Raw genomic sequence first — 16,432 nt, forward strand, 5'->3', positions numbered from 1 at the left:
TTTGCACACATCCCTCAAAAGGATGTTAAGTAAACACCTGTCACTATTGTAAAGGAAGTTCTTCACACTTGTTCACCGTTTCTGTAAAAAAGTTCCGGGCGATCTGTGCATTTTTAGCTGATCCCGGAAGGGAAACTCGCGCAATTGTATCATTTTATCTACTCACGCATCACATATCATCCCCGCCCGTGAATATACTTAATTACCGACAGGCCAAACTGTGCCGCGTAATCAATGGGGGGTGCCTACATGTCAAATTCACACCAGCCTTACTCGTTCGTCGTATCCCGGGAAGATTGGTCGCTTCACCGCAAAGGGTACCAGGACCAGCAACGCCATCAGCAAAAGGTTAAAGATGTCATCAAGCAGAATCTGCCTGATTTGATTACCGAAGAAAATATCATTATGTCCGATGGACAACAAATCATCAAGGTACCAATCCGCAGTCTGGATGAGTACCGTTTTGTGTATAACTACCAAAAGCAAAAACATGTGGGCCAGGGAGACGGTGACAGTCAGGTCGGAGATGTCATCGGACGTGATCCCGCTTCGAAGAAGCCAGGCAAAGGTGAAAAAGCCGGAGATCAGCCTGGGCATGACATCGTTGAAGCTGAGGTGAGCATCGAAGAATTGGAAGATATGCTTTTCTCGGAACTGGAGCTTCCGGATCTCAAGCAGAAAGACAAAGATCAGATTGAGACACATACCGTTGTATTCAACGATATTCGAAAAAAAGGCATGCAGTCCAATATTGACAAGAAACGTACCATATTGGAGAACTTGCGCCGCAACGCCACGACCGGCAATCCGGGTATTCACCATATCAGTCCGGATGATCTGCGTTACAAAACGTGGGAGGATAAAATCATTCCACAATCCAATGCGGTCATCATCGCCATGATGGATACTTCCGGATCGATGGGTTCCTTTGAGAAGTATTGCGCACGCAGCTTTTTCTTCTGGATGACCCGTTTCCTCCGTCGTCAGTATGAGAAGGTCGAAATTGTTTTCCTCGCCCATCATACCGAAGCCAAGGAAGTGACCGAGGAGGAATTTTTCACGCGCGGCGAAAGTGGAGGCACTATCTGCTCCTCTGTATATATGAAGGCATTGGAAATTATTGATAGCCGTTACCCGCCTTCCAGCTACAACATCTACCCTTTCCACTTCTCGGATGGGGATAACCTGACCTCGGATAATGAGCGGTGTGTCAAACTGATTGGAGAACTGATGAAACGCAGCAACATGTTTGGGTATGGCGAGGTGAATCAGTACAACCGCAGCAGCACACTCATGTCTGCCTATCGTCATATCAAGATCGACCAGTTTATGTATTATGTAATCAAAGAAAAAGGCGAAGTGTACAAAGCTTTGCGCAGCTTTTTCCAGAAACGGGAAGGAGGCAGCGTAGGATGACTGATGAAATCCGCGACCTTGAATACGCCATTGCCGAGATTATGGAAATTGCCAATGGATTCGGACTGGATTATTATCCGATGCGTTATGAAATATGCCCTGCCGATATCATCTATACCTTTGGAGCGTATGGTATGCCGACCCGGTTCAGTCACTGGAGCTTCGGGAAGACTTTTCATAAAATGAAGATGCAGTATGATTTTGGACTCAGTAAGATTTATGAGCTCGTAATCAATTCCAACCCTTGTTATGCTTTCCTGCTGGATGGCAATTCCCTGATCCAGAACAAGCTGATTGTCGCACATGTGCTGGCGCACTGTGATTTTTTCAAAAACAACGCTCGGTTCTCCAAGTCGAATCGCAATATGGTGGAGAGTATGGCAGCAACTGCTGACCGGATCAGCAACTATGAGATGGAATATGGTACAGAGGCTGTTGAAGCGTTCATTGATGCCGTTATAGCCATTCAGGAACATGTCGATCCACAGTTGATCAAACCCCGCCATTTGGACAAACAACGCTATATGGAGATGAAAATGCGGGAGCAGCGCGGGGAAAAAAAGCCAAGGCCGGAAGGTCGCTATGATGACCTGTGGTCCCTTGATGATATCCAGACCGAGGAAAAACCTGTAGAGGGCATACAAGTACATCACTTCCCCCCAGAACCGGAAAAGGATATTATGTGGTTTATCCAGGAATTTTCCGAAGTGTTGACGGATTGGCAGCGGGATATCATGAGTATGATGCGTGAGGAAATGCTCTATTTCTGGCCGCAGATGGAAACCAAGATTATGAATGAAGGCTGGGCCTCCTACTGGCATCAACGCATTATACGGGAACTGGACCTGAACAGTGAGGATACGATTGAATTTGCCAAACTGAACTCTTCTGTCGTGCAGCCATCCAAGCAAAGTTTGAATCCCTACTATTTAGGGCTGAAAATATTCGAGGATATTGAACGTCGCTGGGATAACCCTTCCCGGGAAGAAAGAGAACGTTTTGGACGTCAACCGGGGCAGGGTCGGGCCAAAATGTTTGAGGTTCGTGAATTCGATTCCGACACCTCATTTATCCGCAATTACATGACCAAGCAATTAACCGAAGACCTTGACCTCTATGTATTTGAGAAAAAAGGCCCGGACTGGAAAATTACCGACAAGTCCTGGCAAAACATACGGGATCAGCTTGTATTTTCACGCGTCAATGGTGGTTCTCCATACCTGGTCGTTCAGGACGCCGATTACCTGCGAACAGGCGAACTCGTGCTCAAGCATCAATATGAGGGCATCGAGCTGGATCTGAAATATATGGAACGGACCCTTCCTTATCTGTACCGCCTCTGGGGACGTACCGTCCATGTGGAAACACGGGTTGAAGATAAGCCGATCTGGTTCACATATGATGGCAAGAAGCACCACCGCAAGTTCTTATCATAAGAATACAAAAAGCGGCAAGTCCCTGGCATATGGCGGGGACTTGCCGCTTGGCATTTTTTATGAATATTAGTTTACAAATCAGTGATGATTAGCAACGAGTTAAAATCAATATTTAAAATTGCGCTTCATGGCACCGTGCTTAAATGAAGTAATCACATAACGCTCACCTTTGTCCAACACTTTGTAAGATACAACGTATCGATCCACGATACAGTAATATGTATTGCGGTACTCACGGGACGGCATCAATGTGCCCATGGTGACCGCCTTCTGTTCCACTCGCTGAATAAGATTAATTTTGTATTCCATCGTTTCTTGGTCTGTAAAATGTTCACTCTTGATCTGGCGAAGTCGGTTCATCGCCGTTGCGGTCCATTGAACCATCAATTACAGCTCACCACGCTTCACCAGTTCAATCAGGTCATCTGTCGAATACAGCTTGCCCTGCTCGATGTCTTTCTCGGATGCTTCAATCATTTGTCTTATTTCCGTATCGGAATCCAGCTCATCCACCGGGTTATACACTTCATATTCCAAGCCGGCAATACGAATGAATTCCTTATGATCTTTCTCATATGATTCAATGACAGTGCCATCAGGAGCTTTCAGACTAAAATTCATCCCTTGCAACCTCCTTCGATGATATCGCTATACCTGCTGATGAGAACCTTAATCTGAATTATAGCATACAACCGTGTTGCATCCCATCATCTCCAACGCTTCAGCATTTCAATCCACTTTTCTGTTGTCAGTAAGAAGCTAAATAACCGCTAACGGAACTAACTTCCATTCCCATCTGTCTATGCGGAATTTGCTTGTATTTTCACATAATGATCCGAAACTATAAGAACACAAAAAGCGGCAAGTCCCTGGCATATGGCGGGGACTTGCCGCTTGGCATTGCAGTAACTTACAGAATTGAAGGAGCTCCCTGCAGTCGCAATGGTACAAAAAAGTCATGCTCCACTTCGCTTGCTGGCAATGGACGGCTGAAATAATATCCCTGAATCTCACGGCAATCATTTTGCATCAGAATATCCAACTGTCCCTTCGTCTCGATCCCTTCCGCAATCACTTCCATCTTCAGATTCTGAGCCATCGATATAATCGTGGCCACAATGGCCTGGTCACTTCGGCTCTCCGTAATATCCGTTACGAATGAACGATCAATCTTCAGTTTGTGAATTGGGAAATGTTTCAAATAACTCAGTGAGCTATATCCTGTCCCAAAATCATCCAGGCTGATTTTGACCCCAAGCGCTGTAAGTTCATTCAGAATACCTGTAGACACGGACGCATCCATCATCATGCTCTCTGTAATTTCCAATTCAAGATAACGGGCATCAAGCCCTGTCTCCGTGAGGGCATTTTTGACCTGCTCCACCAGGTTGGATTGATGAAACTGCTGACTAGACAAGTTAACGGATACCGGAATGAGAGGTCCGCCACTCGCATGCCAAAGCTTCATCTGTCTGCAAGCTTCACGCAGTGTCCAGTTTCCAATCTCATAGATCAAGCCTGTCTCCTCTGCCAGTGGAATGAACACATTCGGGGCCAGAACGCCCTTCTCCGGATGATTCCAGCGAATTAAAGCCTCTACGCCGATCATGCGGCTGTCTTCTGTACGAATCTGGGGTTGGTAATACAGGACCAGCTCATCCCGCTCCAGTGCTTTGCGCAGATACCCTTCCAGTTCAATTCGTTCATACAGCTCCGAATCCAGTTGGGCAGTGTAAAACTGAAAACCGTTTTTGCCGTTTTTCTTGACTTCATACATAGCGGAGTCGGCATGCTTCAATAACGCATCCGCTCCTGTTCCATGGTATGGATACATCGCGATCCCGATGCTTGCTGTAACGTAAAAGTCATTTTCCTTCAATCGATAAGGCAGCTGAATCGCTCGAACAATTCGTTCTGCCAACTCCGCCACCCGTTCCTCCGTTCCCTGCTCATTCGTAACAACGAGTGTGAATTCATCGCCTCCCATACGAGCAAGCATGACATTCTCCATCGCTTTTGGGTCTGAATCCTGGATTGCACGCATAATTCTGCCGCTCACTTCTCTAAGAAACACATCTCCAATGGAATGTCCCAGGGAGTCATTAATCATTTTGAAACGGTCGATGTCCATCACCATAACTGCAAATGAGTCTCCTGTTGCCTCAGAAGTTGCAATCGTGCTCTCCAACACCTCATCCAGCTTGCGACGGTTTGGGAGCCCGGTCAACGGATCATGCAGAGCCTGATGGCGGATGCTTTCCTGAGCCTGTTTCTCCTCGGTAACATCTTTGATCAGAATGTGGCTTCCCTGATGTTTACCATCAATCAGTACAGGTACTACAGCAATACTTAGGTCAAGGAGATTCCCCTGAACGTTCTTCATTTTCCCCATGAAATGCTGCTGCTCACGGCTATCATCATCCCACACCACATGCTGCATTTCACTTGTCCAATGAATATCAACGTGCTGAGCAATCTCATTAATAGAACGATGAATGATCTCTCTCTCCTGGTACCCTGTAATTCGTGTGACTGCAACATTAATCCCTTTGATTGCCCCATGCGTATCCACTGAAATAATAGCGTCTGAATGGTTTTCGTACAGAGCCTGATACCACTGTTCATTTTCGAGAATCCGGCGATCCTTCTGAGATAAACGCTGATTAATAAAGATACCGAACAAGGTCAGCCCCAAGGCAATAAAAGTACCCGCTGCAATGAGGTATGCGAGAAGTGAAGGCTCAATCTGCATACCCGATCCTGCCATTGCGTCATGTGCATGATGAAATTGCGCGGCTGACATCCCCGTATAATGCATTCCCGAGATGCCCAACCCCATAATGAGTCCGCTGCCCACCTTGTAAACCCAAGTATAACGTGACTGATGCTGCCGAAAGAAAAACATGAGCCATAAGGCAGCAAATGAAGCTAAAGCTGCGATCAGGATGGATAACACCACCCTGCTTGGATCATACATAATTGGAACCGACATGGCAGCCATTCCGACATAATGCATGCTGCCAATACCTGCGGTCATGAGCAATCCTGCGATCAGGAGCTTGCTTATTTTACCTGATTGCTGACCCGCAATATTTAACGCTACACCAGATGCAACGATGGCAAGCAGAACGGATAGAAAGACCTCGCCTGTGGAATACGACACATGCATGGGAAGAACAAAAGCGAGCATGCCCACAAAATGCATGGACCAGATTCCCAAACCCATGGAGAATGCCCCGCAGGTAAGCCAGACATTTCGGGACATACCTTTAGCCAGACTTACCCGACCCGCAAGGTCAAGCGCTGCATAAGAAGCCAACGCTGCAATAATGTAAGATAAAATAACCAGTTCTAAGTTGTACGTTCCATGTAGGTGATCCACTCACTCTGTCCTTTCAACCGGGAAATGCCTTGTATGTATGCAAAATGTAAAAAAGAAGCGAGTGCGCTGTCTGGATGACAGGCACTCCCTCCACATCATTTGTCTCGTGACCACCGACTTGTTGTAAAGCCAAAGTCATACATCTCAAACCCGTTAATATTGTTGTATTTAGTCTAAACGTCCTAGCCTTGAAAATCAACACTTTTTTCCAGATAAAATGAATGTTTAAAATCCTCAAATTCCCATTCACCATGCGCCTTGGAGGCGTTTATTCCCCCCCTTTCCACCCTTTCCTCGCCTACCTTATTCACCTTGGACCCGTTCCGCCTTCTTGCGAACTTCGTCGGTCATCGTCTGCTCGTAGCCCTTCACATCAAGCTTGTTGAATTCCTTCACATATTCATCCCAGACCTTGTTAAAGTCAGCTGGACTGGAGAGGACCAGTTTGGGCACATATTTCTTTTGCAACTCCGTGCGTTTCTGCCCATAGATATGGGCTGGTGAGCCTTGATCAAAAGCAATGCTCCAAGCCGGGTACCATGGACGTTCTTCCGGCGCAGCGAACAGCTGGGAGAACGTCGCCACATCATACTTTTCCAGAATGAGCTTATCTCCATCCGTATAGGAGAACTGGGCAACTTCGGGTTGTCGTTCTACACCGACAGAATTACCGTCAGACAGAGTCGAACCATTACCGTAACGCGGCCAGCTGTACTCAAAATATTTGAATCCGAACGATTCGCGAAACTCATCTGAATCAGTTTTCCGAATCATTTCTGGTGAGCGCCTAAACCGCCCCTTGTCATCCACTTCGTAGGTCTGTCCTTCGATCCCCCAATTGGACAGAATCTGATTCGCATCCGTTAACAGGTTATCGAAAAATTGGATAATACGGACTGGATCTTCCGCGCTTACGGTTATACCAATCCCACGGTTATTTACAAAGCTTGGCGGATCAGTATACTGATCCTTGGTATTTGCGTCGTATACAATAGGCAGTGCCATATAACGCAAATCGTCGTTGCCCGTTTCCTTCAAATGGTTCATTTCCTGCCCTACCTGCCAGGCATAATCAAAGAATCCAAGCACTTTTCCACTGGTCACTTTCGCAAGATACTGGTCATAGTTGTCGACAAAGGAGGACTTATCGAACAGTCCCAATGAATTCATTTCATTGAGCTTCTGCATCCAGCGTTTGGTCTCTTCGGTCAGCCCATAGTCCCTGGCTTCCTGTGTCTGCATATCCACCATGATGGCTCCATCATTCGGATAGCCTGCAAGATGCATGGCCGGGTTGGTAATTGTAAAAAATTTATCATCATACGTCAGTGACAGAAATCCAGTTAATCCTTCATTTTTGTGCTTGTCAGCGTATTGTTTAATCAGATCCATATATTCATCCAGCGTAGTGATCTTTGGATATCCAGCCTCCTTCAATACACGACGCTGTACCCAGAAGGCTCCTTGATCCACATTCGGATTAGGCAGATAGTCTCCAACCACTGCGCTCATAGGCAAAAAATAAATGCTGCCGTCTTCTGCTTTCATCAGATTATAGTACGGCTCGTACACCCGCTTTATATTAGGGCCATACTGATCGATCAGATCGTTGAGTGGAATAAATGCACCCGCATCCACGATTTTGTCAATAGCCCCATCCGGTACCATCACATCCGGGTACTTGTTGCTCGCAATCATCGTCCCGATTTTGGTATCAATATCCCCAACAAGGTATTCAATTTTGAAATTAACTCCGGTTTGTTCCTCCAGCTTTTTGCCGATTGTAGTTTCGTTTGTGTTGATGTCCTTGCCGGAACCTGCTTTAAAATACGTGAAAGTGACTTTCTCTGTGCTTTCTTTACCGTCTCCCCCTGCTCCCGCTTCCGATTTAATCTCACTTCCTCCCCAGGAACACGCCGTCACCATGGTTAAAACTAATACTGCCGGCAGCCAGCGCTTCAGCATGTGGTTAACCAATAAGTACGCACCCTCTTTCTCCCCACACTAATGTAAGCACTTTTATTATAAGGTTGAAGACAAGCTTTGTTTACCGGATAAACTATAGTTTTTTGCCTTAGAATGTTTGATGCTTTGCCGGGTTTTGTTATTCTTCAAGCGGTAAACCCATTTCCACACGCGTACCTTCCCTGGGAGCGCTATCGATTTGAATATGGAATCGGCTCTCGTAGACCAGCTTCAGACGATAAATGACATTCTGTACACCTACGCGATCACCCATTGAGTCTTCCGTTTCCACGTAAGAGAGCAGCTGCTTTCTTTTGTCCTCTGTCATACCTGCCCCGGAATCCTCCACCACACAGATCAGTTCTGTACCTATTCGCCGAATACGAAGTCGAATCTCTCCACCTTCCTTCAGTGGTTCGATACCATGAATGCTGGCATTTTCAACAAAAGGCAGCAATGTCATCTTGGGAATGGAACATTCCGCAGCCTCTGGGTCCAGATCAATCGTATAATTCAGCTTGTGACCAAAACGATATTGCTGGATTTCAAGAAAGCAGGTTACATACTCCAACTCTTCCCGTATGCTGACTTTATCCTGGTTCCAGGTTAGGGCATTTCGAAAAATTTTAGCCATATGATAAATAATCCGTGCCGTCTCATCCTCATCTTTCATAAGACTGCGCATGCGGATGGTCTCCAGCGCGTTGAACAAAAAGTGTGGATTAATCTGACTCTGCAATGCATTTAATTGGGCATGCCGCCGCTGTAACTCCAAATTTTTATGTTGAATATCTGCCACGTAGACGTCGTTAATCAAACGATGGATTGTCATTGTCATCCGATTGAATTCGGCTGTCAGCTGCCCAATCTCGTCCGTCGATTCCGGCTGTCTGATCGGTTCAAATCGCTGATGCTTCACTTTTTCCATGTGTTTCAATATTCGTGCCAGCCTCACGTGGATTGTGCGTGTCATCCAGATAATGATCCAGGTCGGCAGAATCAGATTAATACAGGCCAGTACAACGACGAGGTGACTGGATTTGCCCAATTCCTTGTAAATCTCAGATTCATCGAACACCCCGTTGATTTTCCAACCCTCCATTTCACCGGACAAAGAATAGGCTATTTCAAACTCTTTCTTAGTTAGTTGATCCATGACATCGCTATAATTCACGAGTTGACTCGTCCATGGGATACCAGAATCCGTCGAGTAATCTATTTGTCCAGCCGGATTAATCAGATAGAGGTTGCCCTGTACGTTAAGGTTGGTGAAAATCTGGCGAATCGTCGACGGCTTCAGATCCAGTCGTACGAACTTTTCCTTCCATCCGGGCAGAGCTTCATAATAATTAAGTTTGCGTAAAATACTGAACGTCTGCCGATTCCCTTCAGGACCGGATCTCATCAGAATGGGTGCGGAGTGTTCACTGTTTGCCAGCATCCTGTATGGCTCGGACTGTCGAACCTCTTCGGTCAGAAACTCAACTCCCCCGGAAGGCAGTACACTTTCGTTATCCACATATATCGTCAATCCTTGGAGCGAGCGGTAGCCAGAGTAATAGGTATTCAGGATTTTGCGAAGATAGGAATCGTAGGCTTCGATATATTGAACCGGATTGGTGTAAACCACATCCAGCATCTTATTTAATATACTGTCCGTATAAAAGCTTGAGGAAAAATCGGCCGCATTGCGAATTTCCCCCATAAATTGACTTCGAATCTGTTCCATTCCTTTGGAGAGGTCAGCCATTCGCTGGGATTTTACGTTCGCTATAGTCACCTGATAGAAAATAACATTAGTCAGGATAACGGGAACGAGTACAAAGAAGAGATATAAGATGAGCATTTTATCGCGTAAGCGGATATTATTAAAAAAGTTGAGCTTCAAAACGTCATCTCCTACCCTTCTTCCAGGATGCGATTTCGATATTCCGTAGGAGAACATGATTCCGTTTTCTCAAATTGAGTCGCGAAATAGTCACTGCTTCCGAACCCAACCCTCTCGGCGATTTCATATACTCGCATATCCGTCTGACGCAGCAGCTTCTTGGCTTCCTCCATCCGAAGCTGAAGCAGGAAGTCGTTGAAATACACCCCATACACCTTGCGGAAGCGTTGCCCCAAATAGACCGGATTCATGTAAAATTCGGAGGCAATACTTCTCAAACTGATATTGCTGCTGTAGTTGGCTTCAATATAATTTTTGATTTTTGTCATGGCACCTCTGTGATTATACTGACGCTGTTCCGCCAGCTTCCGCGCTGAATCCAGCATGAACACCGTCAACAGCTGCCTGGCCTCAGCCAATGTTCCCCGCTCCGCTTGCCATGCCAGAATTGGTTTGAACGAAGGTATCTCTTTCACATTCGCTTCAGCCGATTTCAGAATCGATAGTACAGCCGAGATCAGTTGGTGGATCGCCGAAGTCACTGCAACAGGAGCGTAATTAGCCGCTCTCATGCCGGTGAACCATTCACTCACTGCATGCTCCAACGCCTGAACACGTTGTTCCTCCATAAGTGTCAGGAGCTCCTGTTCCTTTTCATGATTGGTATGCACCCACTGTACAGGCTCATGTTGCATGTCATCATACAGGACGATCCCGCTATTCTCTGAAATAAATTTATAGGAAACCGCCTTCAGTGCAGTCTGATAGGCATGTCCAATGAGTAAAGGTTCATAACAAACCTTCCCGATATATATGCTTACAAATTCGTGGTTCATTTCGGCGAAGCAAGATTGCATTTGCCCAGCAACCGCTTGAAGATTCATTGAATAGGGACGTAGATGTTCCGCAGTTAACAGAAATCCTACACGTTCACCGTGCTCTTTTACATGCAAATACAAGCTATTTTCATACATCTTCCCAAGAACAGACTGCACAATCCGAACAAAATTCTCTCCCTTCCCGCCTCCTGGCCCCTCCTCTTGAACCGTATCCGAAGCCCGGAAATGTGGCGTGTTATTCTCAAACAGCAGATATGCCAGGGCGTCGCCAGCCCGTGTATCCGTCAGTTCAGTCCACTGTTTAACCGTTTCCGCATCCGATTCGCCATAGATAAACTGATTAAGTAATCTGGCATATTCCTGCTCACGTCTGGTTTGTTCAGCATGTTTGCGTCGATTCAACTCCTCCGCCAGCTTGCGTAAAGTGCCTTCCAGTTCAATCTCATCAATTGGCTTCAAAATATAATCCTGTACCCCGTACCTTACGGCCTGCTGGGCGTAAGCAAAATCATTATATCCGCTCACGATGATAAAATAGGGCAGTTTGCCCTTGGTTAGAACCTGCTCATCACGCTCAACCGTGCGCCGGATTAGTTCCAGTCCATCCGTCTCCGGCATGCGTATGTCCGTAATGACAACATCGGGTTGCAGCTGTTCGATCTTGATCCAAGCTTCATCCCCATCATTCGCCTCTCCAGCCACTTCGAACCCGCATGCTTCCCAGCGAATCAGTTTTCGAAGTCCTTTGCGTGCGTATACTTCGTCATCAACCAGCAGTACCCGATGCATGCCCATCACCCTTCCCATTGAATGACAATTGGAGTGTTCTTCTATTCATCAGCAAAAAAAAGAAAGCGATTACATTAATTTTTGTATTATTCTGCCTTTTATTGTTAAGGTCTGTGTTGCAAAAAGTCAACAGCTTTTCCTGCCAGCTATGCACAACAAGCTTCTGATATCCGTTATTTCTTAGTATGAAATAGGATACCAAAAAAAGCACAGCCCATAGGCTGTGCTGGTTTCAGGACTTTTACCCGTTCACAGGTGCAGTCGTTTGACGGATCACCAGATTGGATGGCTCCGTAATGACTGGTGGAGTATATGCAGGATTCTCAATCATGGCGATCAGATATTCAATTGATTTGATCCCAATGGAATGAATGTTTTGATTGATCGTGGTTAACCCCGGTTTGAACACTTCCGCATAATAAGTGTTATCAAAACCGACAACCGATACATCCTCCGGCACCCGTAAACCATGCTTCTCAATTTCGTGAATTGCACCAAAAGCAGACATGTCTGAAGCACACACAATTCCCGTAGGCTGGTCCTTCAATGCAAGCAATCGGCGAGCTGCCTTACTGCCACCATCGAAAGAATAGTCACAGACCTCCAGATACACCGTTGAATATGGAATACCGCAGACACGCAATCCTTCCCGATATCCATCCAGTCGAAGGTTGGCTACGGCAGGTCCGAGTGTACCTGAAATATAAGCAATTTTCTGGTGACCCAGTTCATGCAAATGCTTCACACTCATGGCAATGGCATTTGCATTATCCGTCGTTATGTATCCTGCCCGCTTGCCAAACAAGTCGGTATCAATAAACATCGTCGGAATCTCCGCTGTGACCAATTCCTGAATACTCTTATTGTCTCTTCCTTCCCCGAAAACAACAACGCCATCCACATTTCGGCTGCGGCAATGTTTGATAAACGAGTACGTCGGATCATCAAAACGTGTAGATAACCGAACAAGATCGTATCCGCTGTTTTCAAGCGCTGTTTTGATGCCTTCAAGCAACTCTGATACAAACGGATTGGTAAAAGGGACCGTCAATAATACACCTACCGTCCAAGAACGGCGTTTTACAAGTCCACGTGCAACCACATTCGGTTGATATTTCAATAGTTCGATGGCTATATTGACTTTTTTGCGAGTTTTGTCACTTACATCGGGATAATCGTTCAGCACTTTGGAAACGGTTGCAACAGATACGCCCGCCTCTTTGGCCACATCATGGATAGAAGCCACCTGATCACCTCAACCTCTTTCGAATCCCCTGTCTCCGGCTGCATTCACTATAACATCGGCAGGTTTGTCTACCCATTATAGCTTAAAACAGCCAGAAACGGTATCACAGCTTCCATCCAGTGTTACCGGCTATTCTTGATGATCCAATTTCCTTAGATCAAGTGCCAATTTCTCCATAGTGGTAGCAAAAACCGCAAGCTCTTCTGAACGGGATGCCTGACGCCTTGCCCCTGAAGCAGTGTGCTTCGACTCTTGTTGAACACTGCTCAGCTTTTTCATGATCTGTGCCAGGTTCGACTGGATTTGTCCTTGAGCCTCACGGGAACTAGCCGCAAGTTTGCGAACTTCGCTGGCAACCACCTCGAATCCCCGTCCAAATTCTCCTGCATGCGCAGCTTCAATGGCAGCATTCAAGCCCACGAGATGACTCTGATCCGAGATTTCGCGAATAAGCTCACCCATTTTACCAATCTGATGAATTTCTTTAGTTAGCTCTCCCAGTAGCCCGTTGGCCTGATCCTGGGAGGCTGCTGTTTCCCTGGCGACATCCGAGATGGCCTGAGCATTTTCGTTTAATTCACTGATCATACCCGTCAGCTGCTGGGTAATCTGTGTAATCGCCAGCAAAGTGTGCTGCTGATCATCAGCCAGTTGATTTAACTTTTCCTTCTCCTTCTTCTCGTAAGCCTCCAATACAAGTTGTGAATCAAGATTGAACATTTTACTTAGTGCCTGAATGACCAAATGCCAGCTCTCAGGGATAACTTGCTGGAATATGCTTGTTGCAATATCGAGGTAAACCATATACGTGCCCAGATAATAATCTTCGGACAAACCAATGCGGGAATGGACTAATCCGATTGCAATTCGCTGTTCAATATATGCATCATCAACCACACCATCGGTCATCGATAACCAGTATTGCTTTTGTGTTTCTTTCAACCGATCAATGGAAGAGAAGCGGGCAATCAGATCGACCAAATTCGGATAATTACCCACATGATTGTAGAAGTGGTCCACCACTTCATCAACGACTTTCACAAACGCGGGTCGATGATCAGCAAGCAATTGCAGATCTTCGGCGGTCAATCCAATATAATCAAGTTGTTGTTGTCTTGATATAGCAATATTCATAACTAGTTCTGTCAGCTCCTTAATAACCACAAAAAATAATAAATTGTAAATATCTGTATCGATTATAGACTAAACGACCTAATTTTACATATACCCTAAGAACTATTTGTCATGAAATTGACCTTCTTTGTCAGTTTATTAGCCTCCAATTGTGCGTTTCCGCATATAAAAAGACCCCTGACCCTGCTGTGAAGGAGCCTCACAACAGACATCAGGAGCCTGATTCGGAATGGTTGTTGCAGATTAGCGATTCAACAGACTGCCCACATAACGGAGCAATTCATTGGCACTGGCTGCGGTGTAGCCATGTTCTTCAATCAACCGTTTAATCACTTCATTCATTCGTTTGAGTTGCGTTGCATCTGGTGTCTTGGTTGAAGTTGTGATCTTAACAATGTCCTTCAGGTCAGTGAACAGTTTCTTCTCAATCGCTTCACGCAGACGATCATGACTGCTGTATTCGAACTTCCGTTCCTTGCGGGAATAAGCCGAGATGCGGATCAATATCTCTTCCCTGAATGCCTTTTTGGCATTTTCGGAAATACCGATCTGCTCCTCAATCGAACGCATTAAGCGCTCATCCGGGTCCATCTCCTCATCCGTCAGTGGATCACGAATTTTAGACCAGTTGCAGAATGCCTCGATATTATCGAGGTAATTTTCGAACAGCGTTCTGGCCGACTCTTCAAACGAGTAGACAAATGCTTTCTGCACTTCTTTCTTCGCCAATTCATCATATTCTTTACGTGCCAGAGCAATAAAGTTCAGATAACGCTCACGTTCATCTTTTGTAATTGAAGCATGCTGATCCAGACCATCCTTGATTGCCCGTAGTATATCCAGCGCGTTAATGCACTGAAGATTTTGTTTAATCAAAGCACTGGATATCCGGTTGATGACATAACGCGGATCAATGCCCGACATGCCTTCATCCAAATATTCATTTTGCATCTCACGCAGATCAGCTTCTTTGTACCCTTCGACTTCCTCGCCGTCATACATCCGCATTTTTTTGACCAGATCCATGCCTTGTTTCTTCGTTTCCTTCAGGCGGGTAAGTATGGAAAAAATGGCTGCAGTCCGCAGGGCATGCGGTGCAATATGGACATGCTTCATGTCACTTTGCTGAATGAGCTTGCTGTATATCTTCTCTTCCTCGGAGACCTTCAGATTGTAGGGAATCGGCATGACGATCATCCGGGATTGCAAAGCTTCATTCTTTTTGTTGGAAATAAACGACTTGTACTCGGATTCATTCGTATGCGCCACAATCATTTCATCCGCACTGATCAAGGCAAATCGGCCTGCTTTGAAGTTACCCTCCTGTGTCAGGGATAACAGGTTCCACAGAAACTTCTCATCACATTTAAGCATCTCCTGAAATTCCATCAACCCACGGTTGGCCTTATTCAATTCTCCGTCAAAACGATAGGCACGCGGATCGGACTCGGAGCCGAATTCAGTAATGGTTGAAAAGTCGATACTTCCGGTCAGATCGGCAATATCCTGTGATTTGGGATCAGACGGACTGAATGTTCCGATTCCCACCCGGTTATCCTCGGAAATGATGACCCGTTCCACTCGCACCTTGCTGATATCACCGCCATATTCGGTCCGAAGACGCATCTGGCAAGATGGGCAGAGATTACCCTCAATACGGACACCGATCTCCTTCTCCACTTCGGGACGAAGCTCCAGCGGAATCAGATGCAGGGGCTCTTCATGCATCGGGCATCCGTCAATGGCGTATACGGCGCCCTTTTCTGTCCGGGAAAATTGTTCAAGGCCACGTTTAAGCAGCGTTACCAGCGTTGACTTCCCTCCGCTGACCGGACCCATTAACAGCAGAATCCGTTTGCGTACATCCAGACGGCGTGCTGCCGAGTGAAAATATTCTTCCACCAGTTTTTCAATGGACCGATCCAGTCCAAAAATCTCCTGTTCAAAAAACTTGTATCGTTTGTGCCCCCCCACTTCTTCCACGCCAAACGATTCAATCATCTGGTACACTCGAGCGTGAGCCGTCATTGCCGGAGTCGGGTCCTCTCTCAGCAGTGCAATATAATCTTCAAATGTCCCGTTCCATGATAAACGGTCACTTTCTGCCCGATGTTCCGCAACGCGTTCAAAAATATTCATGCTTGGTACCTCCCATGGCTCCTTTAGTGTGATTGTCAACCATTCCGAATGGTATGAAGAAATCAATAGAATTTATGCTTCTGCTTGAATACCAATCTTGCGGTCCGGATAAGTCCCGCCACCTTCTGTCCAAACATCAGTTATTGTTGTGAAAAGTGTATTACATACCTATGCGGCAAATCGGATAAGTTGACCTCT

General features: G+C 46.1%; 11 protein-coding genes. 2 read left to right on the forward strand and 9 right to left on the reverse strand.

Annotation, left to right across the window (positions count from 1 at the left end; translation table 11 throughout):
- Positions 1 to 249: 249 nt before the first annotated feature.
- Both yhbH and Q0V21_RS14805 read left to right on the forward strand, forming a co-directional pair.
- Entirely contained in the window at positions 250 to 1,416 is a 1,167-nt protein-coding gene (gene yhbH / locus Q0V21_RS14800) for a sporulation protein YhbH (protein ID WP_094936710.1), read from the forward strand.
- On the forward strand, positions 1,413 to 2,852 hold the full coding sequence (locus Q0V21_RS14805; RefSeq protein WP_079346011.1) for a SpoVR family protein: 1,440 nt from the start codon (positions 1,413 to 1,415) through the stop codon (positions 2,850 to 2,852). Before yhbH ends, Q0V21_RS14805 begins: the two co-directional genes overlap by 4 nt.
- A 105-nt stretch (positions 2,853 to 2,957) precedes the next feature.
- On the opposite strand, the gene Q0V21_RS14810 is transcribed toward Q0V21_RS14805, so the two are convergent.
- The 9 genes from Q0V21_RS14810 to Q0V21_RS14850 form a co-directional block, all read right to left on the reverse strand.
- Positions 2,958 to 3,236 carry a type II toxin-antitoxin system RelE/ParE family toxin gene (locus Q0V21_RS14810; RefSeq protein ID WP_301879508.1) on the reverse strand — a complete coding sequence of 93 codons (279 nt, stop codon included), beginning with the start codon at positions 3,234 to 3,236 and terminating at the stop codon, positions 2,958 to 2,960.
- Between the two features lie 3 nt (positions 3,237 to 3,239).
- Positions 3,240 to 3,473: a hypothetical protein gene (locus tag Q0V21_RS14815; protein WP_301879509.1), complete on the reverse strand. Its 234-nt coding sequence runs from the start codon at positions 3,471 to 3,473 to the stop codon at positions 3,240 to 3,242.
- Positions 3,474 to 3,762: 289 nt separating this feature from the next.
- Positions 3,763 to 6,234 carry a bifunctional diguanylate cyclase/phosphodiesterase gene (locus tag Q0V21_RS14820; RefSeq protein ID WP_301879510.1) on the reverse strand — a complete coding sequence of 824 codons (2,472 nt, stop codon included), beginning with the start codon at positions 6,232 to 6,234 and terminating at the stop codon, positions 3,763 to 3,765.
- Between the two features lie 303 nt (positions 6,235 to 6,537).
- Positions 6,538 to 8,199 carry an ABC transporter substrate-binding protein gene (locus Q0V21_RS14825; protein ID WP_301879560.1) on the reverse strand — a complete coding sequence of 554 codons (1,662 nt, stop codon included), beginning with the start codon at positions 8,197 to 8,199 and terminating at the stop codon, positions 6,538 to 6,540.
- Between the two features lie 139 nt (positions 8,200 to 8,338).
- Positions 8,339 to 10,087 carry a sensor histidine kinase gene (locus tag Q0V21_RS14830; RefSeq protein ID WP_367620526.1) on the reverse strand — a complete coding sequence of 583 codons (1,749 nt, stop codon included), beginning with the start codon at positions 10,085 to 10,087 and terminating at the stop codon, positions 8,339 to 8,341.
- Positions 10,088 to 10,098: 11 nt separating this feature from the next.
- Positions 10,099 to 11,715, reverse strand: coding sequence for a response regulator (locus Q0V21_RS14835; protein ID WP_301879511.1), 1,617 nt, complete (start codon positions 11,713 to 11,715; stop codon positions 10,099 to 10,101).
- A 241-nt stretch (positions 11,716 to 11,956) separates the two neighbouring features.
- Complete coding sequence (locus Q0V21_RS14840) at positions 11,957 to 12,961, reverse strand: LacI family DNA-binding transcriptional regulator (RefSeq protein WP_024629063.1); 1,005 nt, start codon at positions 12,959 to 12,961, stop codon at positions 11,957 to 11,959.
- 129 nt (positions 12,962 to 13,090) lie between these two features.
- Positions 13,091 to 14,095, reverse strand: a complete 1,005-nt coding sequence (locus tag Q0V21_RS14845) for a globin-coupled sensor protein (RefSeq protein ID WP_301879512.1) — start codon at positions 14,093 to 14,095, stop codon at positions 13,091 to 13,093.
- A gap of 243 nt (positions 14,096 to 14,338) precedes the next feature.
- A complete protein-coding gene (locus tag Q0V21_RS14850; RefSeq protein ID WP_024629061.1) occupies positions 14,339 to 16,234 on the reverse strand; it encodes a PrkA family serine protein kinase in 1,896 nt (631 codons plus the stop codon).
- Positions 16,235 to 16,432: the final 198 nt, after the last annotated feature.

This window comes from Paenibacillus sp. 11B, assembly GCF_030487755.1.
Lineage (GTDB): Bacteria > Bacillota > Bacilli > Paenibacillales > Paenibacillaceae > Paenibacillus > Paenibacillus vandeheii.